Origin of the sequence: Tardiphaga sp. OK245, from assembly GCF_900108575.1 — a bacterium.
In the GTDB taxonomy this organism is placed as follows: domain Bacteria; phylum Pseudomonadota; class Alphaproteobacteria; order Rhizobiales; family Xanthobacteraceae; genus Tardiphaga; species Tardiphaga robiniae.
Genome location: NZ_FNWZ01000004.1, coordinates 270,566 through 296,917 on the forward strand (window position 1 = coordinate 270,566; position 26,352 = coordinate 296,917).

A 26,352-nucleotide genomic window follows, 5' to 3' on the forward strand; every position below is an offset into this window, starting at 1 on the left:
AGTTACACTGTCGGAGGTTATGGGTCCCCACCCCGCGCGCGCCTTCGGCGCGCTAGGCGGGGACGACACCCATTGAATATCCACACGATCCCGGACGACAAATCTCCGCATCATTCGGGACCCTTCCGTGCCGCATCGTCACATCGCTCTGCCTGCTTGCTACGCTTCTCGCCCGGCATGAAGCTCGACGCGAAAAAGAACGCGAACCTGATCGGCCAGAAGAAACTGTCGTCATCGAAGGTAGAGCTGTTGGCGATGAAGCCGGTGCTGACGTCAGGGAGCGTGGAGTATGCGGAGTGAGCAACGCTACTCAGGCCACCATGCATTCGACATGTGACTCTTATCGCTAAGCTCAAATTTCTCGATTGAATACAATCGAGAAATCAACCTATAGTTTATTAATGAAGAACCTTCACCTTGGCCCTGAGAACATCCGCTCGGAAGCGGATGTATTCTCACGACTTCGCATTCTGTGCGCCTCGCCCGGCTATATCCACGCGGTTAGCTATTTTTGTTGGCGCGACAACTTGATCCGATACAGCGGAAATCAAGCAGTCGAGAAGGATTTTGAGCATCAGTACTCAGCGGACAGATTGCTGCGAACCGAGATATCGACGCTGATCGGTCTACTGGTTCAACAAACCATCGATTCGGCGCTGCCAACACCTTCAAACATGCAACGATACATCGATGAAACACAAAAACTTCTCCATGAACTTCATCAAGCTCTGACGAAACCATGGTTTGAGGGATGGGATTTCTCAGGCGAATTACCCAAAGCCCCAGAAGTTGATCCTTTTGCTAGCGCGTCCGGATTACGCGAGCCGATCTTTTATGGCGGAGAATCCGCATATGATTTTCAGTATAGAGATTTCTCCCGACTGAAGTACGCATCGGACGCCCACTGGCTCAATGAAAATAAGAGTTTCGTGATTGACGATGCCTGCCGGCTGGCAGACGCTTTGCAATCGCTCGAAATGGAACGACACAAGAATTTTTCAGGCACACTCGAAAAGACGCATCCAGACAAGTGGACCACACTCGATTGCTATATGTTTACTCTCGCAGAAGCAAAAGTAGCGTCAGGATTATCAGACGATAAGGTTGAAGCCATTCTTGCAGCTTTCAGCTATGGGCCTGACGACCGCAACAGCTCGTTTACGGCACTCAATGAGTTTAACGCCACCAACTCGGCACCCATTTTAAAGTTTACCGACGGGTCATACGCGCTCTTTCAGAATTACAGCTTTAAGGAGGCCATCTATGAAAGCCCGTTTTTCTGGATGGCCGGAGACAAATCTTACGCCGAAACCGCTTCCGCCAATCGCGGGATTTTCACTGAAAGTTTCGTCACCGACCGACTGACGACTGTTTTTGGCCCATCCCGGGTCTTCCGCAATGTGGACATCTACAAGGGAAAGAACCGCTTCTCGGAAGCAGATACTCTCGTCCTCTACGGAGATCACGCCCTCATCGTTCAGGCAAAATCAAAACGCCTAACGATTGAAGCCAGAAAAGGAAATGATCTACAGCTCAAAGACGACTTCAAAAAAGCGATTCAAAACGCTTACGATCAAGCCCTCCTATGTGCAGAAGCTCTGATTGGAGATGATTTTAAATTCATCTGTCAAACCGGGACTGAAATCACCATCAATAAGAAGCCAAGTGTTATATTTCCGATATGCGTAGTATCGGATCACTATCCGGCCTTAGCATTCCAAGCACGCCAATTTCTGAAGGCAAAAAATACACCTTCATTCAAACCACCTCTTGCTACCGATGTCTTTACGATCGACGTGATGACAGAGATGCTCGACAGCCCTCTACATTTTCTCAACTATCTTGCACTACGAGCGCGGGTTGATGGAAAAATTCTTGTGTCGCAGGAATTGACCACACTTGGATTTCATCTCAAGCACAATCTCTGGCTCGACAGCAAATATGATATGGTCAACCTCGGCGAGGATTTTGGCGGGTCGCTGGATATTGCTATGCTTGCCCGCCGAAACGGCTTCCCTGGAGAGAAGACTCCGAAAGGCCTCCTGACCCGATTTGATGGCCTCACTATTGGCGCGCTATTTTCTGCGATTGAGCGCGCAGCTTCCCCTCAACTCACAGGGATAGGCTTACTGTTTCTCCAACTTAGTACCAAGACAGCGAAGGCATTGAGTCGTGGAATAGATCAAATTATCGCCGCCTCTCGACGCGATCACGAAAACCATGATCTATCGATCGCGATTGATGGAGGAGGAGGCATCACAGTTCATTGCAATTCGCTACCTGAGGCAATTGCACGGGATCGTCTCATTGCGCATTGCAAGGTACGAAAATACGACACGCAGGGGGACGTTTGGCACGGCCTATTACTCGATCCGGCAACCGGTATGATCCGCGGAGCAACAACAATCGATGAAAAATGGCAGCCAAACGGAGAAATGGATGCGATTATGGCTAAATGGCCCAAACGCAATCCAGTCCCCATCTCGCGATTGAAATCCAGACCCAAAAAAATTGGCAGAAACGATTCATGCCCTTGCGGAAGTGGGAAGAAGTACAAGCGGTGCCACGGTTCACCAATTGGAAATTAGCCTTTAAGTCGCTCAACCATTTATATTGACATTATTCCCATAAGACTATATACCCCTACCCGTCCTGCTCATGAGGGGCGCTTCTCGAGGGCGCTTTCGGAGTGGAGCAGGATACGGCGCCTGCGGACGTGCCTCGCAAGCACGGACTCGGGAGGTCCGGGGTCACCGTCCTGGCCCACTACGGGGCTGCGCCGGAAACGGCTGGACGGGTGCGGGTGAAGGCAGGCGAAAGCCTGTCCGGAACGAAGGACTTTCATTAGTCCTGCCCAGTACCCGGAAGCACGGTCCCTGGAACAGAAATCGCCGTGATGGAGCGCCGCAAGGCGTTGCGCTGCAGAAGGCGAGGCGTCGCAGCCAAGCCGGATGTGGCGACTGTACCCAAGATGCGCCTTGCGGCGCTCCATTCCCCTCAGTTTTCGAGGGGACAACGACAGCTCACCTCGGGGCTTTCGCCCACGAGAACGATGTCGCGTGGATGTTTGACATGTACATCCGAGTGAACGACGGCGGGCTTCTCCCGCGTCGTTACTTCCCCGCCGGCGGCGCGACGTCGGCGACCTGGCCGCTACGTTTGAGCGCGTCGGCGACGAAGCCCGACGCCTTCATCTCCTCGACGAAGGCGGCAAGATAGGCGACACCAGCCGTGCGCGGCTTGTCGGCAATGCGCGGCATGGCCATGGCCTGCTGGATCTCCTGGAAGTGGCCGGACATCACGCGCATCTCCGGATGGTCCTTGGCATAGGCATCGAGCTGCTGGCGCACGCCGGCGGCGGCATCGAGCTTCTCGTCGAGAAACTTCCGGATCATCGCGCTGCCGCCGCCGGCATCGGCGCGCAGCACGGTGGCGTGCTTGATGGTGCGGGTGAGATAGAGGTCATAGGCCGAGCCGAGGCCGACCGACATTTTGACGCCGTCCTTGTCGACGTCGTCGACCGTCTTCAGCGGCGAATGCGCGGGGACCATGTAGGTGCCCTCGATGATCACATAGGGCGCGGTGAAGATGATCTCCTGCGCGCGCACCGGCTCGATGGCGATGAATCCGACATCCCAGGCGCCGGCCTTGGCGCCCTCGAACACCTTGCCTGCCGCCTCATAGGGCACATAGTCCAGGGCCACGCCGAGGCGCTTCGCGAGTTCAGCGGCAAGATCCGCCGAGACGCCGCGCGGCGCGCCGTCGGGGCCCTTCTGGGCCAGGACGCTATTGCCGTAATTGATCGCGGCGCGGAGTTTGCCCGTCGGCGCGAGATCGCGCAGCACCTCGGGCGATGGCGCGGGCTGGGCGAAAGCCGGGACTGCAGCAGTCATGAACAGCACCATCCATCGTAAAATGCGCATCATAGGCCTCCCCGATTTCGGCGCGACCATGCCCGCAAACCCGCCGCGCGACAATCGGCGACCAGGGGCTTCGACGAGGGCGTGATCAGCCCGGCGCGACCAACCTCCGTTCGTCACGCGGACGGGATGGCTGATATGCCCGGCCGGGAATGCCTGTTATCGCACTGCGCGAGCGTCTACACTGGTGCCCGTTGGCGCAGTGGGTGGCTTTAAGTGTTCGACGGTTTCTACAAATGTGACTACCGGGCGGGCGACGTGGTCGGCCGCAGCGTCATGTATTGCAAGGACGGCCGCATGCTCGGCGGCAACACCGCCTTCGCCCATGTCGGCACCTATGAGGAAGCCGACGACGGCATCCATGCGGTGATCCACGGCCAGCGCCATCATGTCGGCTCGCAGTTTCGCACGCTCTATGGCGACGACGACGGCTCGATCCGCGTGCGTGGCATCCACGACGGCAAGAACTACAGGTTCACGGGCGGCGACGCGCAGGGCAAGGGGCCGGCCTTCGAGTCCGTGATGACACGGCTCGACGAAGAGGACTTCCCGGACACCGGCACGGTGGGCGATGGCGGCATCGCCAACGGGCTGTATTCGCTGCACATGAAAACCCTCGACGGCGTCGAGGACGGGCTGACCGGCGTGATGCTGCTGTTCGACGGCCGCATTCTCGGCGGCGACGCCCGCTTCTATTATCTCGGCGCCTATGGTTCGGCCGGCGGCCGCTGGAAGGGCGAGATCGTCAATCAGGAACACACGCCCGCAGCCGGCGGGAGTTCGCTGTTCGCCGGCTACGAAGTGGGCATCGGCTTTTCCGGCAGCTGCAGCGACGGCTGCGCGGCCTTCGAAGCCACCGCCCTCGCCGGCAAGCGCAGCCTGCGCCTGAAGGCCGAGCTGTCGCTGCTGCACAAGGCCTGACGCGGAGCCTTTTCCGTTCCGATTGAATCGGAACGGAGCTCCTGCTTCTTGTTTTACGCGTTTTCTTAACGCGAACCGGTGACCACTTCGCTCGAAAACGCTTTTGTTACGCGCGCGCCAGCACCTTGCGCTCGACGGGATGAATGTCGATGGCGCGCAAGCGGCCCATCCGCAGCACGTCGATCTCGATCGTCCGATCGATACGGTCGCGATCAAGAATGCGGATCAGATCATCGACGCCATTCACCGGCACGTGATCGAGACTGACGACGACATCGCCAGGCAACAGGCCAGCCTTGAACGCCGGACCGTCGGGATCGATCTGGTCGAGCAGCGCGCCCATGGTGTTCTCGATGCCGGCAAGCACCGCATGGCGGCGCGGGATCGGCGCGGTCTGGCCGGACACGCCGATGAAGGCGCGGCGGACATAGCCGTGCCGGATGATCTCCGACAGCACGAATTGCGCGGTGTTGCTGGCGACCGCAAAGCAGATGCCCTGCGCGCCCTGAATGATCGCTGTATTAATGCCGATCACCTCGCCGCGCGACGACACCAGCGCGCCGCCGGAGTTGCCGGGATTGAGCGCGGCATCGGTCTGGATCACGTCCTCGATATTACGCCCGCTCACCGAGCGGATCGAGCGGCCGAGTGCCGAGACCACACCGGCAGTGACCGTGGATTCGAAGCCAAGCGGATTGCCGATGGCCACGACAAGCTGGCCGCGCTTCAGGTTCTTGGAGTTGCCGAGACCCGCATAACGCAGGTCGCGCGCATTATCGGCCCGCAGCAAAGCAAGATCGGTATCTGGATCGGCGCCGAGCACGCGGGCATCAGTGACGACGCCTTCGGTGTCGCGCAGGCGAATATGCCTGGAATCGCCGACGACATGACTGTTGGTCAGGACAAGGCCGTCCGGCGAGATGACGATGCCGGAGCCCAGCCCACCGCGGTCGCGGGCATTTGGCGTCCTCGCGCCGGTCTCGACGCGCACGACCGCAGGACCGACGCGTTCGGTGACATCGATGACAGCGTTCGAATAGGCATCGAGCAGCGCAGCATCGTTCGGCACTGCGGCAACGGCGGGTGTCGCGGAATCGTCATTTAAGGGATGTGCGGTGATATCAAGCATGGCGATGCTTCCTTTGAGATTTAAATGGCCCCGGCGCGCACCACTGCAAGTGCAGCATGCGCGGGAGACATGGCCGGGCTGCGCCGCGCTTTAACCTCAGGTCTGTTCAAAGCGTGACTTTACGCCGCAGTTCAGCGCACCTATGTTTTGCGCGCGGCTGTCGATGGTGATGAGCGCTTTCAAGGGACGAAACCACGATGGCCAAGCAACCCTGGTATCGCATTCTCTATATCCAGGTGCTGATCGCGATCGCGATCGGCGTCACCGTCGGCTACTTCTATCCAGATGCCGGCAAGGCCCTGAAGCCGCTCGGCGACGGCTTCATTGCCCTGATCAAGATGATGATCGCACCGGCGATCTTCTGCACCGTGGTGCACGGCATCGCCTCGATCGGCGACATGAGCAAGGTTGGCCGCATCGGCGGCAAGACGCTGCTGTATTTCGAGACGGTCTCCACCCTGGCGCTGCTGATCGGCCTCCTGGTCGGTCACTTCCTGCAGCCCGGCGCCGGCTTCAATATCGATCCCTCCACATTGGACGCGAAATCCGTCGCCAGCTATGTCAGCCGCGCCAAGGAGGAAAGCTTCGTCACCCATCTGATGGGAATCATTCCGACGTCCTATTTCGACTCGCTGGCCAAAGGCGATCTGCTGCAGGTGCTGCTGGTCGCGATCCTGTCCGGCTTCGCGATCTCGCATATGGGAAAACCCGGCGAAAAGATTGCCGAAGGCGTTGATCTCGCCGGCAAGATGTTCTTCCGCATCATCGGCATGATCGTGCAGCTCGCGCCCATCGGCGCCTTTGGCGCGATGGCTTTCACCATCGGCTCGTTCGGCCTCGGCGCCCTCGTCAATCTCGGCTATCTGATCTTCACCTTCTATCTGGCGTCGCTGCTGTTCGTTCTGCTGGTGCTCGGCGGTATCGCGCGTGCCTTCGGTTTCTCGATCCTGCGCTTCATCGGCTATATCAAGGACGAGCTGCTGATCGTGCTCGGCACCTCGTCGTCCGAGACCGTGCTGCCGCGCATGATCACAAAGATGGAAGCCCTGGGCGCATCGAAGCCGGTGGTCGGCCTCGTGATCCCGACCGGCTACAGCTTCAATCTCGACGGCACCAATATCTATATGACGCTCGCCACGCTGTTTCTGGCGCAGGCCACCAACACGCATCTCTCCTTTGGCCAGATGGCCGCGGTGCTCGGCGTGGCGATGCTGACATCGAAAGGCGCATCGGGCGTCACCGGCGCGGGCTTCGTGACGCTGGCCGCGACGCTGTCGATCATCCCCGATATTCCGATCACCGCACTGGCGATCATCGTCGGCATCGACAAGTTCATGAGCGAATGCCGCGCGCTCACCAATCTGATCGGCAACGGCGTCGCCACCATCGTCATCAGCCGCTGGGAAGGCGAACTCGATCGCCATCAGCTCCACGAGGCGCTGCTGCATCCGATCGATTTCGGCGAAGAAATGGAGCGCCGGCCGCTGGGTGAACTGCCGGAGAAATCGGCCGCCTGATCGCTCTATTTAGGGCGCCAGATCCGGCATCAGCGTCGCCACTGCCTCTGCGCTGGCGTCCGCACCTGACAGCAACAGATACTGCCCGTTCTGTAGCGTCGCGGCGCTCGCCACGACGACGGCCCGCTTCGGGCAGATGCCAAGACAGCTCGTCAGCACCACGCGTGGACTTTTCACGTCCTGCTTCGCGCTGCGGCGTTTCAAGTCCGACTTGAGCGATTTGCGCAGCGCCTTGCCATCATCAATGCGGCCAAGGCATTTCTTGCAGACAAGAACGGGTGAAGCGCGACGCAAGCGCGCGGTGACGACGGGTTTACTGGCCATTCCTCTTATATAGAAACCGCCCGCCGCATTGCGATCACCCCGACCGGCGGTTGCTGGTGTTCTGCGTGAGATTGCCGTGCGCCGCCTGCTCACGAATATTGTGCTTCTCGTCGTCGCGATGACCCTTGGTGTTATCGAGCGTAACCTTCGGCGCGCTGCCAGGTCCCTTGTCGCTGCAGTTATCTTCGGGAACGGGCTGGATGTGCTTGGTCATCGGGAATCTCCCTTGCAGATCGGGAGAAAACGCAGCCGCCCAAGCAGCGTTCCTTTCCCGGGCTCCGGCACATGAAATCGCTGCCCGCCGTTGAACCTTCTGGCGCCATTGTTTGACGCATAAAACATTGAGTGGGGGCGCTGCATGAAAATCGCGTTGCTGATCTTGCTGGGTCTGGTTCTGGGGTTGCTCGGTGGAGCGGCCGTGGGGATCGGCGCCGGCGTTGCATGGGTCGAATTGTTCAAGACCAGCAATTTTGAGGGCTATAGCGCCATGCTGGTGTTTTTCACTTTCATGCCCATTGGCGCACTCCTCGGCGCCGTCGGCGGGGCCCTCCTGTTCGGCGTCATGGCCGCCCGCAATGGCGATGTCGCCATGGAACCGCTCCCCGTGCAGGAGCACGAGCAGACATACCGGTAAGGTTATGCCGACACCGCGATGCAGCTTAACGTTTTGGTGAGCAGCTCCTCACCACGAACATTTGTGCATTGCAAAATAAACCGTTGAATTTTAGCGAAATTATATTACTTCAGCTATCAAGCAATTTGTGCAGACCGCCCGGGCAACGTTGCCCCGGCGCGCAAGTGTTTCAACCATTTTCAGGACTATCCCAATGACAGAGCACAGCCTCTGGCGTTTCTCGCGCGCGTTGCATCGCGCCATCAACGAACGCCAGCTCGACCAACTCGCTGACATCATCGACGACAATATCGAATGGGCGGTCTACGGCCCGATCGACATGTTTCCGTTTCTCGGTGCGCGTCACGGCAAGGCCGCCGTCCTCGATGTCTGCAAGCAGATCGCCGACAATGTGCGGGTGCATCGCTTCGAGCGTGAGTCGATGATCCTTGGTGATGAGTCTGGCTCCGCAATGATGCGCTTCTCGCTGACTGCGCTGGATTCGAACCGCCCTATCAGCCTGCGGCTGGCGCAATTCGCGCAGTTCAAGGCCGGGCGTCTGACCAGCATGCGCGTGGTCGTCGATACGTTCGATCTGGTCGAACAGGCATTGGGCCGGCCTATCCATCTGCCGAAGATCGCCTGAGCAGCACGGCGATTGCCAATCGCCACGTCCATCCCCAGCGAAATGTTGCGACGCCACAATTCCGCCGGGCCTGATGGTATTATGTGCCAATCGATCCGCGATCTTGCTGGGCAGTGGCACGATGGCTTCAATCAAACCGACATATTGGGCGCTCATCGCAGCACTCGGCGGAACCGCGTTTGCCTTTCCGGTTCACGCGCAGAATCCGTGGCGCGGTCTCGTCGATGTTGCGCCGCCTCCCGGTGAAATAGAGCAGGTCGACACGGCAACGACTCCTCCTGGCGACGCCCCGGAACCCGACTGGAGCCTCTTGAATACCGACGATTCGCCGACGGCGAAGGCATCGCTCCGCGAGAAGCGCTCGTCGCTGATCGTCGGCAGCCCGTCGTCCAGCTGGACTTCCAACGACAGCAACGGCACCTCCGCGCTCTCGGTCAAGCAGTCGGTTACGCCGTTCTGGGATACCCGCGTCGGCGCCGACATCAATGTCGCGCGGCAAAACGCGCCGCGCAGCGCAGCCGATGCCTACCGCAACCAATTCGGCGACGGCACGGCGCAGGCCCAATCGGGCGGCGCAGCTTGGGCGGCCGCGACCGCTCCCGGCGTGGGCTCAATCTGGGACAAGACGGCGATCGAAGCGCGCGTCGATCCGGGCGCGGATCAAACCAAACTCGGCACTTCGCTCAGCAAGTCGGTACCCATTGCCGGCGATCAGTATTCGCTGACGCTGCAGAGCGGCTACAACGTGATCCAGCAAGGCAGCATTCCAGCCATTGGTTACAACGGTCGCCCCACGCGAAGCTACGAGACCGATCAGCTCGCGCGTTTCAACATCACCGATACCGGCACCAGCTTCATCGCCGGACAATCGCTCGCCACCACCGACGACAAATGGCTGCGCAAGTTCGGCGCGGAGCAGAAGCTGTTTGGCGGCGTCAACGTCTCCGGATCGATCAGCGAGACTGTCCAGGGCGTGACCAACAAGACGTTCTCGGCCGGCTTCAAGCATAGTTGGTGAATTAAGTTTTAATACACTTTGCCAGACGATTGCCGGCAAAGATCGGCGCCCTGCCGCATATTCGCCGCTATCTCGTCAAAATCCACTGCGCAGATGTACACGTAAATTTGTCATGCGGGGGACCGCGCTCGCTCATTGTGAAGTCCGCTTCACACAAACAAGGAAGAGCTGATGAGTGCCATTCGTTCAGAACAGACAGAAGCCAAAGATGACGACAGCAACCTCGCCGCTGTGTCTGAAGTCGAAGCGGGTATCCGCGACTTCGTGCGCAACGATATCGCTTACCTCCGTCGTCCGGTGCCTGGCATGGTGAACAATTCAAGTGAAACCACCACCGGCACCGAAGCGCCGCTGGAAGCGACGACCGAAGCGACTGTGAACAGCGTCAATTCGCTGATCCAGCGCGTCGCCGGTACCTCGCTCGGCGAGATCGAGAAACTGGTTTCCGAACTCGAGAGCCTCCGCGACCTGCTCCACGCCGAAGGCCAGCGCGTTCAGCGCGAGATCTCGGGCTACGCCCAGCTCAGCCAGGCCGCGATGAAGTCGACCCGCCTGATCGCCGACAACGTCGCGCAGTGGAAGCGCACCGCTGACGGCCTGCGTCACGACTGATCGGCACTAGACCACCCGAATCAAAAGCCGCCGCCCGAAAGGGCGGCGGCTTTTTCATGAGCCCGTTCAATTGAACTTTATTCGTTTTGTTCCCGACCAACGGTTACGCAGCACCTGCGAACTGCTTTTGGGGGAATCGATCCGTGGAGACCATTCGGCCGAACAACACCGATCCCATTCCGGCGCGCAGCAACGCGCCCAGGATGGGGACCATTATCTTGCGTTTTGTCGGGTTGCTGTTGGTGGCCGTGGCATTGCTCGCCTGGGCCTGGAGTCGCTGAGGTCGCCATCATCGACCCCACTCACGAAAAAACCCGCGCAGTTCGGCGCGGGTCTGGTTAGCAAATCGTAGAAATTACTCGCTGACGACCGCGCTGCTCTCGAGCGTATAGGCGCCATCGGCATAACCCTTGACCACCATGCAGGTGGCCAGCATCACCGCAAGCGTTACGCTCGCAAAGATGAAGCCCACAAATTTCAATCCGGTGCGGTCAGCCATTGTCGTCCCCAAAATCGTCCTGCGAAGTGTCGTCTCGGTCGTCATACCTGTAAGTCGCAGATCACGCTCACAAGGTTCAGAACCCCTTAACAGAGCTAGGGTTCCATCGATAAAGTTTGAAATGGTTAAGCCGCGTCGCCCCGTTGCGGCAGGAAGACCGAACCAAGGAAGCTGTAGACCTCCTCGCCGCGCTGATTAACGGCAACGTTCTTCGACTGCAAGATGCCCCAGCCCGGACGCGTCGCGGTCGCGCGCACGGAAACAACCTCGCTACTATAGGTCAGGGTATCGCCGGCGAGAACAGGCCGGGTCCAGCGCAAATCACGAAAACCGGGAGATGGACCGCCGACTGGAGGCTCTTCGCCACGCGCCTCTGCCTCCGCCTTTGCGCGCTGGCCATCGGCGACCAGCAACTTCATGCACACCGACGCCACGTGCCAGCCCGACGCAGCGAGACCACCGAATAGCGATTTGCGGCCGGCCTCTTCATCGAGATGGAACGGTTGCGGATCGAATTGCCTGGCAAACGCCTTGATCGACTCCGCCGTGAACGTGAACGAGCCGAGATCACGGCGCATACCGATTTGGATGTCTTCCAGATAGCGCATACTGCGACCCTAGTTCCCGGAGGCGGGTTCACGCACCCCGATCATGATCGGGGTGATCATCTCGGAAATCGTCTGCCCCTTGGCATTGCGTGTGCTGAACTTGAATTTAACGATGCCCAAGGTCGGCCGGCTTTGCGATACGCGCGCCTCGACCACTTCGACATCCAGCGTCAGATCGTCGCCGGGGCGAAACGGCGCGAGCCATCGCATCTGATCCACACCCGGTGAGCCCATCGATGCGGTCTTGTGCAGAAACCCGTCATAGATCATCCGCATCATCAGCGAGCACATGTGCCAGCCGGAGCCGGAAAGTCCTTTGAGCATCGATGCGCTTGCGGCAACTTCATCGAGATGCATCGGCTGCGGATCGTATTCTTTCGCATAGGCGATAATCTCGTCGCGCGTAATATGGCGCGGCCCGAAGGTCCCGAAGTGGCCGGGCTTAAAATCTTCAAATGTCAGGGTCATAATGGGGAATGCCGTCGAGGAAGCCTGATTGTGGCCGTTATTTGCAGCAATCTCAACCCGGTCGCTTGCATGGCTTTCCCGCGATCCTGCCCGTCAATGTGGTCGGGCCGGGATATTTGAAGCCGTTTCTCAATGCAATTGAATTTGTCACTCATCTACACGGCGGGGGATTTCACCGATGTTCGAATTTCGGGATCTGTTTCAGTGGGACCGTTTCATCACACCCACAATCATCAAGACGTTCTACTGGCTGGTGATCGCACTGATCATTCTATTCGGCATTTCCGGGATCTTTTCGGGTCTCGCCGCAATGGCCATCAGCCCGTTCGGCGGTTTCGTCCTCGTGATGTCGAGCCTCGCCAGCGTGATCGTCGGCATCATCTTCGCACGTATTGCGGCTGAGTTCGTTCTGATCGTGTTCCGTATCAACGAACATCTCGGCGCGCTACGGGATCAGGGGCAAAACCTCGGGCAGGATCACGGCCACGGCCAGCAGTACTGAGCGTTAATTCTCTCCGCCGTCATTGCGAGGAGCCCTTGCGACGAAGCAATCCAGTCTTCGCTTGTGGCTCCTGGATTGCCGCGTCGCTTCGCTCCTCGCAATGACAGAGAGAGGATTGAGAATATCTTACGTGTTGAACCGGAAATGCAGCACGTCGCCGTCGGCGACGACATATTCCTTGCCTTCCAACCGCAGCTTGCCGCCATCGCGCGCGCCGGCTTCGCCACCGAGCCTGACATAGTCGTCATAGCCAATGGTTTCCGCGCGGATAAAGCCCTTCTCGAAATCCGTGTGGATCACGGCTGCAGCCTGCGGTGCCTTGGTGCCCTGGGTGATGGTCCAGGCACGGGCTTCCTTGGGGCCGACGGTGAAGTAGGTGATGAGGTGCAGCAGCGAATAGCCTGCACGGATCAGGCGATCGAGGCCCGCTTCTTCAAGCCCGAGCGTATCGAGGAATTCCACGCGTTCGGCACGTGAGAGCGTCGCGATCTCGGATTCGATCTTGGCGGAGATGGCGACCGCAACGGCGCCCTCCTTCGCAGCATGTTCTGCGACCCGCTTCGAGTATTCGTTGCCTTCGCCCGCCGCGCCTTCCTCGACATTGCAGACATAGAGAACAGGCTTGGAGGTCAGCAGGCCGAGCATGCCAAACGCGCGCTCTTCCTCAGGCTTGCGCTCGAGAAAACGCGTCGGCTTGCCGTCGCGCAGCAGCACCAAAGCGCGCTGGACCAGATCGAGCTGTTCCTTGGCGTCCTTGTCGTTGCCCTTGGCCTTCTTGGTCAGGTTGTCGATGCGCTTCTCACAGGAATCCAGATCCGCGAGCATCAGTTCGGTCTCGATGATCTCGATGTCGGCGAGCGGATCGATCTTGCCCTCGACATGGGTGATGTCGTCATCGATGAAGCAACGCACCACATGCGCAACGGCATCGACTTCGCGGATGGTGGCGAGGAACTGGTTGCCGAGGCCTTCGCCCTTCGACGCGCCCTTCACCAGGCCCGCAATGTCCACGAAGGTCAGGCGCGTCGGAATGATCTGCTGCGACTTGCCGATCTCGGACAGCTTGTCGAGGCGCTTGTCCGGCACCGCGACTTCACCGACATTCGGCTCGATGGTGCAGAACGGATAGTTCGCAGCCTGCGCAGCCGCGGTTTCCGTCAGTGCATTGAACAGCGTCGATTTGCCGACATTCGGCAATCCGACGATCCCGCATTTGAATCCCATGACGTCCTCGATGTTAATGTTCGTCATGCCCGGCGAATGCCGGGTATCCACGTCTTTGCAACAAAGAAGTCGTGGATGGCCGGGACAAGCCCGGCCATGACGGAGTGTGTTGTTACTTGCCGTTGTCGTCCTTCGACGTGAAACCCTTGGCCTGCATCGTCAGATGCACCTTGTTCTGAAACGACGAGTCCTGACCACCGACCAGCAGGCCGACATGGTCGGACACCGCATCGTTGAACGCTTCGAGCTGAAGCCGTTCGGCCTTGGCGAAATCGCTCAGCACGTGATTATGCACCAGCTCCTTGGCACCGGGATGTCCGATGCCGAGGCGCACGCGCCGATAGTCGTTGCCGACATGCGCGGAGATCGAGCGCAGACCGTTATGTCCCGCAATGCCGCCGCCGACCTTCACGCGCACCTTGGCGAATGGCAGTTCGAGCTCGTCGTGAAACGCGGCGATGTCGCCGAGTGAAATCTTCAAATAGGCGGACGCTTCCTGCACCGAGCGGCCGGACTCGTTCATGAAGGTCATGGGCTTTAGCAGGATGACGCGCTCACCAGACAGCGTGCCTTCCGAGGTCTCGCCCTGAAAGCGACGGCGCCACGGTCCAAAACCGTGACGCCGCGCGATATCATCGAGAACCATGAACCCGATATTGTGCCGGTTGCCCTGGTATTTGGCACCAGGGTTTCCGAGTCCAACAAAGAGAAGCATGACGCGGAGCTCCGCGCCGGATTACTTCTTCTTCGCCGGAGCGGCGGCAGCGGCCGGAGCCTTTGCACCAGCGGCGGGGGCCTTGGCGCCGGCAGCCGGAGCCTTGGCACCAGCAGCCGCGGGAGCCGCAGCAGCAGCCGCAGGGGTCGCAGCTTCTTCACCGTAGCCCGACGGCGGCACGATGGTGACCAGCGTCAGGTCGGCATCGCGCGCCAGCGTCTTCACGCCCTTCGGCAGAACAACGTCGGTGATGTGCAGCGACGTGCCGATATCGAGCTGGCCGACATCAACCTCGAGGAACTGCGGAATGCTCTCGGCTTCGGCTTCCAGTTCGATCGTGTGGGTCACGATGTTGATGGTGCCGCCACGCTTCACGCCCGGAGCGCCTTCAGCGCCCTTGATGTGCAGCGGAACGCTGACGCGGATGGTCGCGCCTTCGCCGAGGCGGAGGAAGTCGACGTGGAGCGGGAAGTCCTTGACCGGGTCGAGGTGGAAGTCGCGCGGAATCACGCGGTGCTTCTTGCCCTCAAGCTCGATGTCGTAAATCGTGGTGAGGAACCGGCCTGCCAGAATGCGCTGACGCAGTTCGGCATCATTCACCGAAATCGCCACCGGGGGCTTGTTGTCACCATAGATCACTCCGGGCACTCGGCCGGCGCGACGCTCTGCCCGTGCGGCCCCCTTGCCGCCGACCGGACGTGAGGTCGCCTTCAATTCCTTGACGGTCGCCATCGTTTAAGTCCTTGTTTTCTAAAAGTTAAAGGCCGCAATGCGGCCCGTTTTCACGCTGCAGCAAGCCTCCAGGGGTGCGGGGGCTGCGGACGTGGGCGGCTTCTACCGCCGAAACGCCAAAAAGACAAGGAAATGACGGGCTTTTTCTTCGTCTGCGGAGCCCTTCCAGGGGCCTATTTTAGCCATTTGTGAACAGGCAGCCGATGTCCGGCGCGCCGTGCAGGCCACCGGCAAGGCTTCCTCTCAGCCGCCGAGCTTGGCTTCCAGCGCTGCGATCCGGGCCTTTAGCGCCTCGTTCTCCTCGCGGGCGAGCCGGGCCATATCCTTGACCGCCTCGAACTCCTCGCGCTTCACGATATCGAGATCGCGCAGGATCTTCTCAGCCTGATTACGCACAACCGTATCGACCTCGCGCTTGACGCCCTGAGCCGCGCCGGCGGCATCGTTCATCAGGCGGCCGATCTCGTCGAAGAACCGATTGTTGGTCTGGGTCATGGCAAGAACTCCGGTCGGATGAACAAACACGCGGGATTAAGTTGTAGATCGACAATGGCGATCCCGGCCGCGCAGTTCAAGTATCGCCTGCTTTTGGCGTTCACAACTGCAGAAGTCCCTTAATTCGTCACATGCCAATGCTTTACTGGCGGCACCGGGAGCCGTAAGCCCACCACATGCCATTCCTGACCATCGCCTTCCCCGTTTTCGATCCGGTCGCCATTGCGCTCGGCCCCATCGTCATTCGCTGGTACGCGCTGGCCTATATCGGCGGCATCGTGCTCGGCTGGATCTATGCCCGCGCACTGATCAAGAGCACGAAACTGTGGGGCGGGTCCTCACCGATCTCCCTGCTGGATTTCGACGACTTCATCCTCTGGGTGACGATCGGCATCATTGTCGGTGGCCGCACCGGCTATGTGCTGTTCTACAATCTCGATTTCTTCATCGCCCACCCTGCCGAGATCTTCGAGCTATGGAAGGGCGGCATGTCGTTCCATGGCGGCTTTATGGGCTGCGTCTTTGCCGTGTTTCTATTCTGCTGGAAGCGTGGATTGTCGGTCCTGTCGCTCGGCGACATCACCTGCGCGGTCGGCCCGATCGGCCTATTGCTCGGGCGCCTCGCCAATTTCATCAACAGCGAATTATGGGGCCGCCACGCCGACGCCAGCGTGCCCTGGGCGATGGTGTTTCCCAATGGCGGGCCGCTACCGCGCCATCCCAGCCAGCTCTATGAAGCTGGCCTCGAAGGCATCGGGCTCTTTCTCATTCTCGCCGTAATGATCCGGGCCGGTGCGCTGAAGCGGCCCGGCCTGATCCTCGGCGCCTTCATCTTTTTTTATGCGCTGGCGCGTATTACGGGAGAATTCTTCCGCGAGCCGGACCCGCAACTCGGATTTCTGTGGGGTGGGCTCACCATGGGCATGCTGCTCTCCGTGCCGATGATATTTGTGGGACTCGTTTTGATGGTGCGCGCCTGGCGAAAGCCGCAGGCATCGCTCGAATTGAGCCCAGGCAAGAAGGCCTGATGTGACCGACCAATCGCCGCTGCAGGATGAAATCAAGCGCCTGATCAAGTCCACCGGACCGATGCCGGTGTGGCGCTACATGCAGCTGTGCCTGACCCATCCGCAACACGGCTACTACATTTCGCGCGATCCGCTCGGTCGCGAGGGTGACTTCACCACGTCGCCCGAAGTCAGCCAGATGTTCGGCGAGCTGCTCGGCCTGTGGTCGGCTTCGGTCTGGCGCGCGATCGGCGCGCCGCCCTTCGTGCACCTGATCGAACTGGGCCCCGGCCGCGGCACCATGATGGCCGACGCGCTCCGCGCCCTACGCGTGCTGCCGCCGCTGTATCAGGCGCTCAACGTGCATCTCGTCGAAATCAATCCGGTGCTGCGCGAGAAGCAGAAGGCAACGCTATCCGGCGCCCGCAACATCACCTGGCACGACAGTATCGAAACCGTCCCCGCGGGTCCGTCGATCATCCTTGCCAATGAATATTTCGACGTCCTGCCGATCCATCAGGCCGTGAAGCGCGAAGGCGGCTGGCACGAGCGCATGGTGGATATCGACAGCAACGGCCAGCTGATGTTCAGCGCGTCAACTGATCCGCTGCCGCGTTTCGATGTGCTGCTGCCACCGCTGGTGCGTGCAGCCCCTGTCGGCGCGGTGTTCGAATGGCGCCCCGATACCGAGATGATGAAGATTGCCAGCCGCGTCCGCGACGAAGGCGGCGCAGCTCTGATCATCGATTACGGCCATGTCCGCAGCGATGCCGGCGACACTCTGCAGGCTATCGCACAGCATAGCTATGCCGATCCGCTGAAGAATCCCGGCCAGGCCGATATCACCGCGCATGTGGATTTCCAGGCACTCGGCCGCGCAGCAGAGGATGTTGGCGCACGCGTGCACGGGCCGGTGACGCAGGGCGAATTCCTCAAGCGCCTCGGCATCGAGACGCGCGCGCTGACCTTGATGGCCAAGGCCACGCCGGAAGTATCGGAAACGGTCTCCGGCGCACTGAAACGCTTGATCGACAGCGGCCGCGGCGGCATGGGCGCGATGTTCAAGGTGGTCGGCATCTCCGATCCCAATATCGACACGCTGGTGGCGCTGAGCGACGACACCGGCATCGAGGCCCCGACATCATGACTTTCACATCGCCTTTGCTGTCAGCCATTCCCGGCCTGCGCCACGCGTTCTTCACGCGCGACGGCGGTGTCTCCGAAGGCATCTATGCCGGGCTCAATGGCGGACTCGGATCGAACGACGATCCCGCGCATGTCGCGGAGAACCGCCGGCGCATGGCGGCGGAGATGGGCGTCGCCCCCCTGCACTTCCTCACCGCCTATCAGGTCCATTCGCCCGATGTCGCCGTCGCCACGGCACCGTGGAATGGCGATTCACGGCCGCGCGTCGATGCCATGGTGACGAAGGTCGAGGGCCTGGCGCTCGGCGTCACGACGGCCGATTGCGGTCCCGTATTGTTTGCCGACCCCAAGGCGCGCGTCATCGGCGCCGCCCATGCCGGCTGGAAGGGCGCCTTCACCGGTGTGCTCGAAGCCACCATCGCAGAGATGGAAAAACTCGGCGCCGATCGTTCCGACATTGTGGTCGCGATCGGTCCGCTGATCCGCCAGCCAAGCTATGAGGTTGGTGCCGAATTCGTCGAACGCTTCACCCAGGCCGACGCTGGCTTCGCCCGGTTCTTCATTCCCTCGACCCGCGCCGGTCATGCCATGTTCGATCTCGGCGGCTTCATCCGGATGCGGCTGGAGCGCGCCGGCATTGCCATTATCGATGACACCGGTATCGACACCTATCCCGACAACAACCTGTTCAGCTATCGCAGGTCGGTGCATCGGAAAGAGCCGGATTACGGACGCCAGATCCACGCCATCGTGCTCGAGCGGTAACTCGCGCGTTGACGCGCCGTTATCCTTAACGCGGCCGAACTGCCTCAAACTGAACGCGAATTGTCGGGGCGCGGTGACCGTTTCGGTCACCCTGGAAAGACCTGTGGCCGCGCTGCCCTAGACCTTAACGCATTTTAACGATATCGCTCGACCTGTCCGGCGCCGCTTGCGGCAAACGGACGGAAGTCGGGACGCCCTATGCGATTTTCTGCCCTTACGACCGATCGAGCCAGACCGCGCCTGATCCAGGCTGCGCTATCGCTGACCGTAGCGTTTGGGCTTGCCGGCTGCGCCAATGTCCCCAATTCGGGCGGCGCCATGAACGCGCAGGCCAGCCTTTCCACCGCCTCCGGCCCGACGATCGCGTTCGAATCCATCGACGGGCCGCCGCCGCAGGTCTTCGACCGCATGGTCAACCTGTTGGATAGTGAAGCGCGCCTGCGCAACCTTGCGGTTGTATCGCGCAAGGACAGCGCGGCTTTTCGGGTCCGCAGCTACCTCTCGGCCCAGGTTCGCGGCGGCCAGACCTCGATCGCCTGGGTCTGGGATGTCTATGACCGCGACCAGAACCGTGCTCTGCGCCTGAGCGGCGAGGAACAGGCCGGCAAAGGCGGCCGCGACGCCTGGGCTACTGCCGACGACCTTGTCTTGCGGCGGATCGCGCAAGCGGGGCTCACCGGCCTCAATGGCATGATCAACGGCACCACGCCCGGCGAGCAGCCGCCTGCGCCAAGTGGCAACGGACCCGCCATCGCCAGTACCGATGAATTGCCCGTGCAGGCCACCGCATTTGCCGAGACGCGCTGACTTCAGTTCACGTTAAGCAGAGGCCCGTTTTTACGCAGGAAAACAGCGGCCCACGGGTTGCCAGCGGACGGCCGACCTTGATATCACCTCGCTCAGCTAGACGAGTTCTTGTGGGTAATCCGATATGCTGAACGTTGTATCCACCAAGCCGCGGGGAGACGCGTCGATGTCGGCCAAGAACGGTTCGATCAAACTGGTCGCCGGTAATTCCAATCCTGTCCTCGCGCAGGAAATCGCGACCTCGCTGAATATCCCGCTGACCAAGGCCAGCGTCCGGCGCTTCGCCGATATGGAAATCTTCGTCGAGATCCAGGAAAACGTCCGCGGCTCCGACGTCTTCATTCTTCAATCCACGTCGTTCCCGACCAACGACCATCTGATGGAATTGCTGATCATCACCGATGCGCTGCGCCGCGCTTCCGCGCGCCGCATCACCGCGGTGATCCCCTATTTCGGCTACGCTCGCCAGGACCGCAAGGCCGGTGGCCGCACCCCGATCTCGGCCAAGCTGGTCGCCAACATGATCACCCATGCCGGCGCCGACCGCGTCATGACGCTCGACCTGCATGCCGGCCAGATCCAGGGCTTCTTCGATATCCCGACCGACAACCTCTATGCCGCGCCGTTGATGGTGCGCGACATCAAGGAGAAGTTCGATCTCGCCAATGTGATGGTGGTTTCGCCCGACGTCGGCGGCGTCGCCCGTGCCCGCGGCCTTGCCAAACGCATCAACGCGCCGCTCGCCATCGTCGACAAACGCCGCGAACGCCCCGGTGAATCCGAAGTGATGAACGTGATTGGCGACGTCGCCGGCTACACCTGCATCCTGATCGACGACATCGTCGACTCCGGCGGCACGCTGGTGAACGCCGCCGATGCGCTACTCAAATACGGTGCCAAGGACGTCTCCGCCTACCTCACCCATGGCGTGCTGTCCGGCGGCGCCGCCGCGCGCATCGCCAATTCCAAGCTCAAGGAATTGGTGATCACGGACTCGATCCAGCCCACGGAAGCCGTCAGCAAATCGCCGAACATCCGCGTGCTCTCGGTTGCCTCGCTGATCGCCGAAGCGATCGGCCGCACCGCATCGGAAGAGTCGGTATCGAGCCTGTTCGACTAAGGCTCGCGCCTCTACACGATCCCGGCCGCGACCTGACCGCGCAGACGCTCCAGACTGAGTAGCGTCTCGGCGCAGGCTGCCGCGACCTTGAGGCCGCTCTCCGCAAAGTGCTTGCGGAAGAATGCCGCCCGCTCTTCCGTCTCGTGAAAATCCTCCGGCGCCGTCACGGCCGAGAACACTGGGATCTCGGTGCGTAGCTGCACATCCATGAGCGCACGGATGACCGTGTCCGCCACGAAGCCGCGGGTGCCGCTGTCGATCACGAGGCCGGCCGCGACGATGGCCGTGTAGCGCCGCGTCTTGGCGAGAACCTGCACATGCAGTGGGATCTCGAACGAGCCAGGCACTTCGAACAGATCGACCTGCGACGGGCCGATATGACGCGCCTCGATCTCGCTCAGAAACGATTCCCAACACGGTGCAACGATGTCGCGATGCCAGGACGACTGCACGAAGGCGACGCGTTGCGGCTTGGCAAAGCGCGGATGCTGGACTGCGGATGACTCGGAGGTGGTGTCGTTCATGGCCTGATACTTTCGTTACGGCCAAACTATGCCGAAACCGAACCAGCCCAGCAAGGCCGTCCACAGGCTGTATCGGGCCCAACAGGACTCCTGCGAGGCCGGGAAAGCTTTCGGGCCCCGCGGCGGAATCAATAGTTACCACCCCAACCGGACTCGCGGCGCGCGAGGGCGCACCGCACAGACTCGCAATCCGGGAATCCGATTCCGGTTTGTTCTCATTGCGGCGAGATGACCTGTGGATGAGGGCCGGTTTGTCTGTGGATGGATTCGTGGTGCCGTTGCGCAGATTCAGCAAATCACATCACTTCAAACTCGCAAGGTCTGGACGAATAGAACTTGCAGCCTGCAGCGACGCTCCGACATTTTCGCGTACCGGCCAGCTGTTTGCATCATCACATTTCAAGAGCAAGGTCGCGACGGCATGTCACTTCTCGAAGGTACTATCGATTCACGGCTCAACCCGCTCGCCGTTGTCGAGGATATTGCCGCCGATCATAACTGGGCCTTCGAGCGCTCCGGCGAAGACGAAGTCACAATTGTTTCTAAGGGTGACTGGATCGATTACCAGCTCTCCTTCACCTGGATGAACGAGATCGAGGCCCTGCATCTGGCTTGCGCCTTCGACATGAAGATTCCACCCGCTCGCCGCGCGGAAGTGCAGCGCCTGATCGCCGCGATCAACGAACAGATGTGGGTCGGTCATTTCGATATCTGGACTCACTCAGGCATGGTGATGTACCGGCAGGCACTGGTGCTGCCCGATGGCCTCACCGCAACGACCGCGCAGTGCGAAGCGATGCTGGTCTCGGCGATCCATTCCTGCGAGCGCTACTATCCGGCATTGCAGTTCGTGGTGTGGGCCGGCAAGACCGCAGCCGAAGCGATGTCTGCTGCGATGTTCGACACTGCCGGCGAAGCATGACCGACGCGCCGGTCATCACCGTGCCGGATGCGCCCGGCGAGGCCGAACGGCTGGTGGTCGCAAATGCGTTGCTGGCCTACAATACCAAGACCGTCGGCCCCAACAATCACCAGCCGCTCTCGATCTTGATCCACGATCCTGCGACCGGCGAGCCGATCGGCGGCATCTGGGGCAAGACCGCGTTCAACTGGTGTTTCGTCGAGCTGTTCGTCGTGCCCGAGCAGTTTCGCGGCCAGGACATCGGCTCGAAGGTCCTCGCCAAGGCGGAAGAGATCGCGCGTGAACGCGGCTGCATCGGTCTGTGGCTCGATACCTACTGGTTTCAGGCGCGGAGCTTCTACGAGAAGCAGGGCTATGAAGTGTTTGGCGAAATCCCGGACTATCCGCGCGGCGGTCCGCGCTACTTCCTGAAAAAAAGCTTCGTCTAGGTCCGTTCGGGCTGTGCGGCCTGCCCCGCAATGTTATGGTCCCGGCCGTTCTGACAGCCGGGATTTTGCGATGACCTCCTCCACGACCTCACGCGCGCTCAACACCATCGACGGCCATATCGTGCTGGCCGGCGCCGGCAAGATGGGCGGCGCAATGCTGACGGGCTGGATCGCTGGCGGGCTCAATCCGACGCGCGCCGTCGTGATCGATCCGCATGTCTCCGACGAGATCAAGGCGCTCGCGGCAAAGGGTGTCCGCCTCAATCCGGATGTGAAAGACATCGGCGCTGTCGCCGCACTGGTTCTTGCCGTGAAGCCGCAGATGTTCGCGGAGGTCGGCCCGACCCTGCGCACAATCGCCGGATCATCCCTCGTGGTCTCGATCATGGCCGGCACCACCATCGCCGGCATCGCCAAGGCCTGCGGCGGCAACGTGGTTCGCGCGATGCCGAATACACCGGCCGCGATCGGCCGCGGCATCACCGTGGCGGTTGCCGCGAGCGACGTATCGCAGGAGCAACGCGGCCTGACCGACGCGCTGTTGCGCGCCACCGGATCGGTGGAATGGGTCGAGGACGAGAGCCTGATCGATGCTGTGACGGCCGTCTCCGGCTCGGGGCCTGCTTATGTGTTTCTGCTGGCCGAAGAAATGGCTCGCGCCGGCATTGCTGCGGGCTTGCCGCCCGAACTCGCGATGAAGCTTGCTCGCGAGACAGTGTCCGGTTCGGGCGAGCTCCTCCGCCAGTCCGATCTCGACGCGGCGACGCTGCGAAAGAACGTCACCTCGCCCGGCGGGACCACTGCAGCCGCGCTCAGCGTATTGATGGCCGATGATGGTTTCGAGCCGCTGCTGACTCGCGCGATTGCTGCGGCAACGGCGCGGTCTAAGGAACTGGCGAAATAACTAGACGGGCACCCGCACCACCGCCCTCAGTCCGCCCATCGGACTCTCCGCCAGCGTAATATCGCCGCCATGGGAGCGCGCTATGTCGCGGGCGATGGCGAGGCCCAAACCTGTCCCGCCTTCGTCCTGATTGCGGGCGTCGTCGAGCCGCAGGAACGGTTTGAACACTTCTTCACGCATATCGGCGGGAATACCGGGGCCGTCGTCGTCCACCGTGACCGTGAGATAGCGATGATCGCGGTGCCCAGTGATGGCGATATCGTTGGCGTGGCGCGCGGCGTTCGAAACGAGATTGCCGAGGCAACGCTTGAACGCGGCTGGCTTCACCGTGACGATCGGCAGGCCGTGGAACGTGACCGTCGCCTTATGGCCGTTGCGCTCGGCATCGCTACGGAGTTCTTCCAGCGCTGCAGCCATGTCTGTCGGCTGCGCCTGCTCGCCGCTGTCGCCGCGCGCAAAAGCGAGATAGGCCTCGAGCATGCCCGACATCTCATCGATATCCTTGCGCATGCCATCGACTTCCGGACCGTCCTCGATCAGCGCCAGTTCGAGCTTGAAGCGCGTCAGGATGGTGCGTAGATCATGCGAGACGCCGGCCAGCATGGCCGTGCGCTGCTCCATTGCGCGTTCGATACGCGCCTTCATCTCGATGAAGGCATTGGCGGCACGACGGACCTCGCGTGCGCCGCGCGGCCGGAAATTCGGCGCTTCGCGGCCCTTGCCGAAACTTTCGGCGGCGTCAGCGAGTTTGAGGATCGGGCGGATCTGGTTACGCAGGAACAGGATCGCGACGATCAGCAGGATCGAAGACGTCCCCACCATCCAGAACAGGAAGATTTCCGAATTCGACGCGTAAGCAGCACTACGCTGGGCGAAGATGCGCATCACGGCATCATCGAGCTGGATGCGGATTTCCACGAGATTGGAGCGACCAACGGTGTCGATCCAGAACGGCCGCGTGATCTGCCGGCCGATCTGGACCGACAGCGCCTGATCGAGCAGCGAGAAGAACGGCTTCGGACCTGGCGGCGGCATGTCGCCGAGCGGCAGGAAATCCACCACGAGGCCAAGGCGCTGCTGTGCGATGGCTTTGATCTGCGTGCGGTCCTTATCCTGCGGATAAACCTTGTAGACGTCGATCAGCGTCGCGATGTCCTGCACCACCGCCTGCGACAGGCGGCGCGTCACCGTGTTCCAGTGCCGCTCCATGAACACGAAGGCGACCACCGACTGCAGCAGCACCATCGGCACGATCATGATCAGCAGTGTGCGGGCATAGAGCCCCGTGGGCATCACGCTCTTGAAGCGCCGGCCCATCAGACTGTGCGCCGCAGAGACGCGGCCCGCCGCAGAGCGGAGGATGGTGATGCCGGTGTCGAGTGTGGTCATCGTGCAAACTTCATCGAACTATGGCGACGCGACGAGGCGATAGCCGATGCCACGCACGGCCTGCAGAAACAACGGATTGGCCGGATCGGTCTCGATCTTGCGACGCAGGCGATTGATCTGCACGTCCACCGCACGCTCGTTCACGGTGCCACCGCCGCCGGTGAGTTCACCGCGCGGCACGGTCTCGCCGGGCGCCGCAGCCAGCACACGCAGCATGTCACGCTCGCGGTCAGTGAGATGGATGATCTCGTCGCCTTGGCGTAGTTCGCCGCGCGCGAGGTGATACACATAAGGCCCGAACTGCAGCGACTCCGCGCGCTCGACCGGCACCGGCGCACTACGCTTCAGGATGTTTGCGATGCGCAGCACCAGTTCGCGCGGCTCGAACGGCTTGGCCACATAGTCGTCGGCGCCGATCTGCAATCCCTCGATCCGGCTTTCCGCCTCGTGCCGCGCCGTCAGCATGATGATCGGCACGGCCGAGGACGTCCGAATGAAGCGCGCGAGCTCGAAGCCGGTCTCGCCTGGCATCATCACATCGAGGATCAGGAGATCGAAATGCAGACCGAGCAGCTTGGCGCGCGCTTCCTTGGCGCTCGGCGCCGTGGTGACGCGGTAGCCCTCGCCCGAGAGAAAGCGCGAGAGGAGATCGCGAATACGGCGGTCGTCATCGACCAGCAGCAGATGCGGCGCATCGTCGGCCAATGGCACCGGCATACGTTTGGCGGCCTGAGCTAACATCATGTCTTGTTTGTCCTGCCGTCAGTTTTGGCGGATGCCTGGCCCAAGATGACCTGCAGCACCTTGTCGGGATCATTGCGGTCGATCATCGCCGAGAGAAACCTGCCGATCGCTTCGACTTCGACCGGCGTAAAATCCTTGAGCGCGCGGTTGATGCGATCGGTCTGCAAACCCGCGAGCTGCGCAACGAGAGCTTCACCCTTGGCCGTGGCGAAAAGAAGCCGTTGCCGCCGATCCGCCTCGCCGGATTTCTGAACGATATACCCTTCATCGAGCAATTGCTTGAGGACACGGCCCAGCGACTGCTTCGTAATACGCAAGACATCGAGCAGATCGGCAACCTTCAGGCCGGGATAGCGATGCACAAAGTGTACGACCCGGTGATGGGCGCGCCCGAAACCGAACTGATCGAGCACATCGTCGGGATCGCCCACAAAGTCGCGATAGGCAAAGAACAACAGCTCGATGATGTCCCAGCGGGGCGGTTTCGCAGGATCGCCGCTGGATTGCCGCTGGATCGTCTCAAGCGATCGTGACGCCGCGTCCTTGGAATTTACGTCAACCATATTGACATATCTTGGGTTCAATCTTACAAAACTGACCATCGCGACGAAACATTAGAACTCTCGCCGCATGGCCCAATAGGGCCGATCTGA

The 26,352-nt window shown here is 60.8% G+C and carries 32 protein-coding genes; 17 read left to right on the forward strand and 15 right to left on the reverse strand.

Translation table 11 applies throughout. The features are described from left to right. Positions 1–72 precede the first annotated feature (72 nt). A complete protein-coding gene (locus BLW80_RS29955) occupies positions 73–300 on the forward strand; it encodes a hypothetical protein (protein ID WP_139285866.1) in 228 nt (75 codons plus the stop codon). A 65-nt stretch (positions 301–365) separates the two neighbouring features. Then, positions 366–2,588: an SEC-C metal-binding domain-containing protein gene (locus tag BLW80_RS19860; RefSeq protein ID WP_139285867.1), complete on the forward strand. Its 2,223-nt coding sequence runs from the start codon at positions 366–368 to the stop codon at positions 2,586–2,588. A gap of 525 nt (positions 2,589–3,113) precedes the next feature. Here BLW80_RS19860 and BLW80_RS19865 read toward each other — a convergent pair. Next, a complete protein-coding gene (locus tag BLW80_RS19865) occupies positions 3,114–3,923 on the reverse strand; it encodes a transporter substrate-binding domain-containing protein (protein ID WP_093759979.1) in 810 nt (269 codons plus the stop codon). Between the two features lie 213 nt (positions 3,924–4,136). Between BLW80_RS19865 and BLW80_RS19870 the strand changes: the two genes are divergently transcribed. Then, on the forward strand, positions 4,137–4,841 hold the full coding sequence (locus BLW80_RS19870) for a hypothetical protein (protein WP_093759322.1): 705 nt from the start codon (positions 4,137–4,139) through the stop codon (positions 4,839–4,841). A gap of 106 nt (positions 4,842–4,947) precedes the next feature. Here BLW80_RS19870 and BLW80_RS19875 read toward each other — a convergent pair whose 3' ends face one another. Then, positions 4,948–5,970 carry a S1C family serine protease gene (locus tag BLW80_RS19875; protein WP_093759323.1) on the reverse strand — a complete coding sequence of 341 codons (1,023 nt, stop codon included), beginning with the start codon at positions 5,968–5,970 and terminating at the stop codon, positions 4,948–4,950. A 197-nt stretch (positions 5,971–6,167) separates the two neighbouring features. Here BLW80_RS19875 and BLW80_RS19880 point away from each other — a divergent pair, with 197 nt between their 5' ends. Continuing rightward, positions 6,168–7,487, forward strand: a complete 1,320-nt coding sequence (locus BLW80_RS19880) for a dicarboxylate/amino acid:cation symporter (RefSeq protein WP_093759324.1) — start codon at positions 6,168–6,170, stop codon at positions 7,485–7,487. A gap of 9 nt (positions 7,488–7,496) precedes the next feature. Here BLW80_RS19880 and BLW80_RS19885 read toward each other — a convergent pair whose 3' ends face one another. Both BLW80_RS19885 and BLW80_RS19890 read right to left on the reverse strand, forming a co-directional pair. Next, a complete protein-coding gene (locus tag BLW80_RS19885; protein WP_093759325.1) occupies positions 7,497–7,811 on the reverse strand; it encodes a hypothetical protein in 315 nt (104 codons plus the stop codon). Positions 7,812–7,845: 34 nt separating this feature from the next. Further along, a complete protein-coding gene (locus BLW80_RS19890) occupies positions 7,846–8,025 on the reverse strand; it encodes a hypothetical protein (protein WP_089261775.1) in 180 nt (59 codons plus the stop codon). A gap of 144 nt (positions 8,026–8,169) precedes the next feature. On the opposite strand from BLW80_RS19890, the gene BLW80_RS19895 reads away from it, so the two are divergent. The 4 genes from BLW80_RS19895 (at position 8,170) to BLW80_RS19910 (ending at position 10,700) form a co-directional block, all read left to right on the forward strand. Continuing rightward, positions 8,170–8,445, forward strand: a complete 276-nt coding sequence (locus BLW80_RS19895; RefSeq protein ID WP_093759326.1) for a hypothetical protein — start codon at positions 8,170–8,172, stop codon at positions 8,443–8,445. A 193-nt stretch (positions 8,446–8,638) separates the two neighbouring features. Then, positions 8,639–9,070, forward strand: coding sequence for a nuclear transport factor 2 family protein (locus tag BLW80_RS19900; protein WP_089261779.1), 432 nt, complete (start codon positions 8,639–8,641; stop codon positions 9,068–9,070). Between the two features lie 121 nt (positions 9,071–9,191). Further along, positions 9,192–10,088: a hypothetical protein gene (locus BLW80_RS19905; protein WP_093759327.1), complete on the forward strand. Its 897-nt coding sequence runs from the start codon at positions 9,192–9,194 to the stop codon at positions 10,086–10,088. A 171-nt stretch (positions 10,089–10,259) separates the two neighbouring features. After that, entirely contained in the window at positions 10,260–10,700 is a 441-nt protein-coding gene (locus tag BLW80_RS19910) for a hypothetical protein (protein WP_089261783.1), read from the forward strand. A 355-nt stretch (positions 10,701–11,055) separates the two neighbouring features. On the opposite strand, the gene BLW80_RS30450 is transcribed toward BLW80_RS19910, so the two are convergent. From BLW80_RS30450 to BLW80_RS19920, 3 genes are all read right to left on the reverse strand, one after another. Next, on the reverse strand, positions 11,056–11,199 hold the full coding sequence (locus BLW80_RS30450; protein WP_170849743.1) for a hypothetical protein: 144 nt from the start codon (positions 11,197–11,199) through the stop codon (positions 11,056–11,058). 125 nt (positions 11,200–11,324) lie between these two features. Next, complete coding sequence (locus tag BLW80_RS19915) at positions 11,325–11,807, reverse strand: MaoC family dehydratase (protein ID WP_093759328.1); 483 nt, start codon at positions 11,805–11,807, stop codon at positions 11,325–11,327. Positions 11,808–11,816: 9 nt separating this feature from the next. Then, entirely contained in the window at positions 11,817–12,275 is a 459-nt protein-coding gene (locus BLW80_RS19920; RefSeq protein WP_089261787.1) for a MaoC family dehydratase, read from the reverse strand. A 178-nt stretch (positions 12,276–12,453) separates the two neighbouring features. Between BLW80_RS19920 and BLW80_RS19925 the strand changes: the two genes are divergently transcribed. Beyond that, positions 12,454–12,777 (forward strand): DUF4282 domain-containing protein, encoded by a 324-nt coding sequence (locus BLW80_RS19925; RefSeq protein WP_068731168.1) that lies wholly within the window; start codon positions 12,454–12,456, stop codon positions 12,775–12,777. Positions 12,778–12,903: 126 nt separating this feature from the next. On the opposite strand, the gene ychF is transcribed toward BLW80_RS19925, so the two are convergent. The 4 genes from ychF to BLW80_RS19945 all read right to left on the reverse strand — a co-directional run bounded on the left by ychF (position 12,904) and on the right by BLW80_RS19945 (position 15,943). Beyond that, a complete protein-coding gene (gene ychF / locus BLW80_RS19930) occupies positions 12,904–14,001 on the reverse strand; it encodes a redox-regulated ATPase YchF (RefSeq protein WP_093759981.1) in 1,098 nt (365 codons plus the stop codon). A gap of 112 nt (positions 14,002–14,113) precedes the next feature. Beyond that, complete coding sequence (gene pth / locus BLW80_RS19935; protein ID WP_093759329.1) at positions 14,114–14,716, reverse strand: aminoacyl-tRNA hydrolase; 603 nt, start codon at positions 14,714–14,716, stop codon at positions 14,114–14,116. 21 nt (positions 14,717–14,737) lie between these two features. Then, positions 14,738–15,448, reverse strand: coding sequence for a 50S ribosomal protein L25/general stress protein Ctc (locus tag BLW80_RS19940; protein WP_068731165.1), 711 nt, complete (start codon positions 15,446–15,448; stop codon positions 14,738–14,740). Between the two features lie 243 nt (positions 15,449–15,691). Next, a complete protein-coding gene (locus tag BLW80_RS19945) occupies positions 15,692–15,943 on the reverse strand; it encodes an accessory factor UbiK family protein (RefSeq protein ID WP_089261793.1) in 252 nt (83 codons plus the stop codon). A 176-nt stretch (positions 15,944–16,119) separates the two neighbouring features. Here BLW80_RS19945 and lgt point away from each other — a divergent pair, with 176 nt between their 5' ends. From lgt to BLW80_RS19970, 5 genes are all read left to right on the forward strand, one after another. Further along, the gene (gene lgt, locus BLW80_RS19950) at positions 16,120–16,971 is read left to right on the forward strand and encodes a prolipoprotein diacylglyceryl transferase (RefSeq protein ID WP_093759330.1); all 852 of its coding nucleotides are present in this window, start codon (positions 16,120–16,122) and stop codon (positions 16,969–16,971) included. Between the two features lies 1 nt (position 16,972). Next, the gene (locus tag BLW80_RS19955) at positions 16,973–18,097 is read left to right on the forward strand and encodes a class I SAM-dependent methyltransferase (protein WP_093759331.1); all 1,125 of its coding nucleotides are present in this window, start codon (positions 16,973–16,975) and stop codon (positions 18,095–18,097) included. Next, positions 18,094–18,861: a peptidoglycan editing factor PgeF gene (pgeF, locus tag BLW80_RS19960; protein ID WP_093759332.1), complete on the forward strand. Its 768-nt coding sequence runs from the start codon at positions 18,094–18,096 to the stop codon at positions 18,859–18,861. Before BLW80_RS19955 ends, pgeF begins: the two co-directional genes overlap by 4 nt. Before the next feature lie 198 nt (positions 18,862–19,059). Next, a complete protein-coding gene (locus BLW80_RS19965) occupies positions 19,060–19,668 on the forward strand; it encodes a hypothetical protein (protein ID WP_093759333.1) in 609 nt (202 codons plus the stop codon). Between the two features lie 166 nt (positions 19,669–19,834). After that, on the forward strand, positions 19,835–20,788 hold the full coding sequence (locus tag BLW80_RS19970) for a ribose-phosphate pyrophosphokinase (RefSeq protein WP_089263589.1): 954 nt from the start codon (positions 19,835–19,837) through the stop codon (positions 20,786–20,788). An 11-nt stretch (positions 20,789–20,799) separates the two neighbouring features. On the opposite strand, the gene BLW80_RS19975 is transcribed toward BLW80_RS19970, so the two are convergent. After that, positions 20,800–21,312 (reverse strand): 6,7-dimethyl-8-ribityllumazine synthase, encoded by a 513-nt coding sequence (locus BLW80_RS19975; RefSeq protein WP_089261803.1) that lies wholly within the window; start codon positions 21,310–21,312, stop codon positions 20,800–20,802. 421 nt (positions 21,313–21,733) lie between these two features. Here BLW80_RS19975 and BLW80_RS19980 point away from each other — a divergent pair, with 421 nt between their 5' ends. The 3 genes from BLW80_RS19980 to proC all read left to right on the forward strand — a co-directional run bounded on the left by BLW80_RS19980 (position 21,734) and on the right by proC (position 23,566). Next, on the forward strand, positions 21,734–22,234 hold the full coding sequence (locus BLW80_RS19980) for a type III secretion system chaperone family protein (RefSeq protein WP_089261805.1): 501 nt from the start codon (positions 21,734–21,736) through the stop codon (positions 22,232–22,234). Beyond that, on the forward strand, positions 22,231–22,662 hold the full coding sequence (locus BLW80_RS19985) for a GNAT family N-acetyltransferase (RefSeq protein WP_092139018.1): 432 nt from the start codon (positions 22,231–22,233) through the stop codon (positions 22,660–22,662). Before BLW80_RS19980 ends, BLW80_RS19985 begins: the two co-directional genes overlap by 4 nt. Positions 22,663–22,732: 70 nt before the next feature. Then, a complete protein-coding gene (gene proC, locus BLW80_RS19990; RefSeq protein ID WP_093759334.1) occupies positions 22,733–23,566 on the forward strand; it encodes a pyrroline-5-carboxylate reductase in 834 nt (277 codons plus the stop codon). On the opposite strand, the gene BLW80_RS19995 is transcribed toward proC, so the two are convergent. Genes BLW80_RS19995 through BLW80_RS20005 form a run of 3 tightly spaced genes read right to left on the reverse strand, consistent with a single transcriptional unit; the run spans position 23,567 to position 26,262 of the window. Further along, positions 23,567–24,955: an ATP-binding protein gene (locus BLW80_RS19995; RefSeq protein ID WP_089261811.1), complete on the reverse strand. Its 1,389-nt coding sequence runs from the start codon at positions 24,953–24,955 to the stop codon at positions 23,567–23,569. 18 nt (positions 24,956–24,973) lie between these two features. Further along, a complete protein-coding gene (locus BLW80_RS20000) occupies positions 24,974–25,699 on the reverse strand; it encodes a response regulator (protein WP_089261813.1) in 726 nt (241 codons plus the stop codon). Next, complete coding sequence (locus tag BLW80_RS20005; RefSeq protein ID WP_068731153.1) at positions 25,696–26,262, reverse strand: MarR family winged helix-turn-helix transcriptional regulator; 567 nt, start codon at positions 26,260–26,262, stop codon at positions 25,696–25,698. The genes BLW80_RS20000 and BLW80_RS20005 overlap by 4 nt, the downstream gene beginning before the upstream one ends. Between the last annotated feature and the right edge of the window lie 90 nt (positions 26,263–26,352).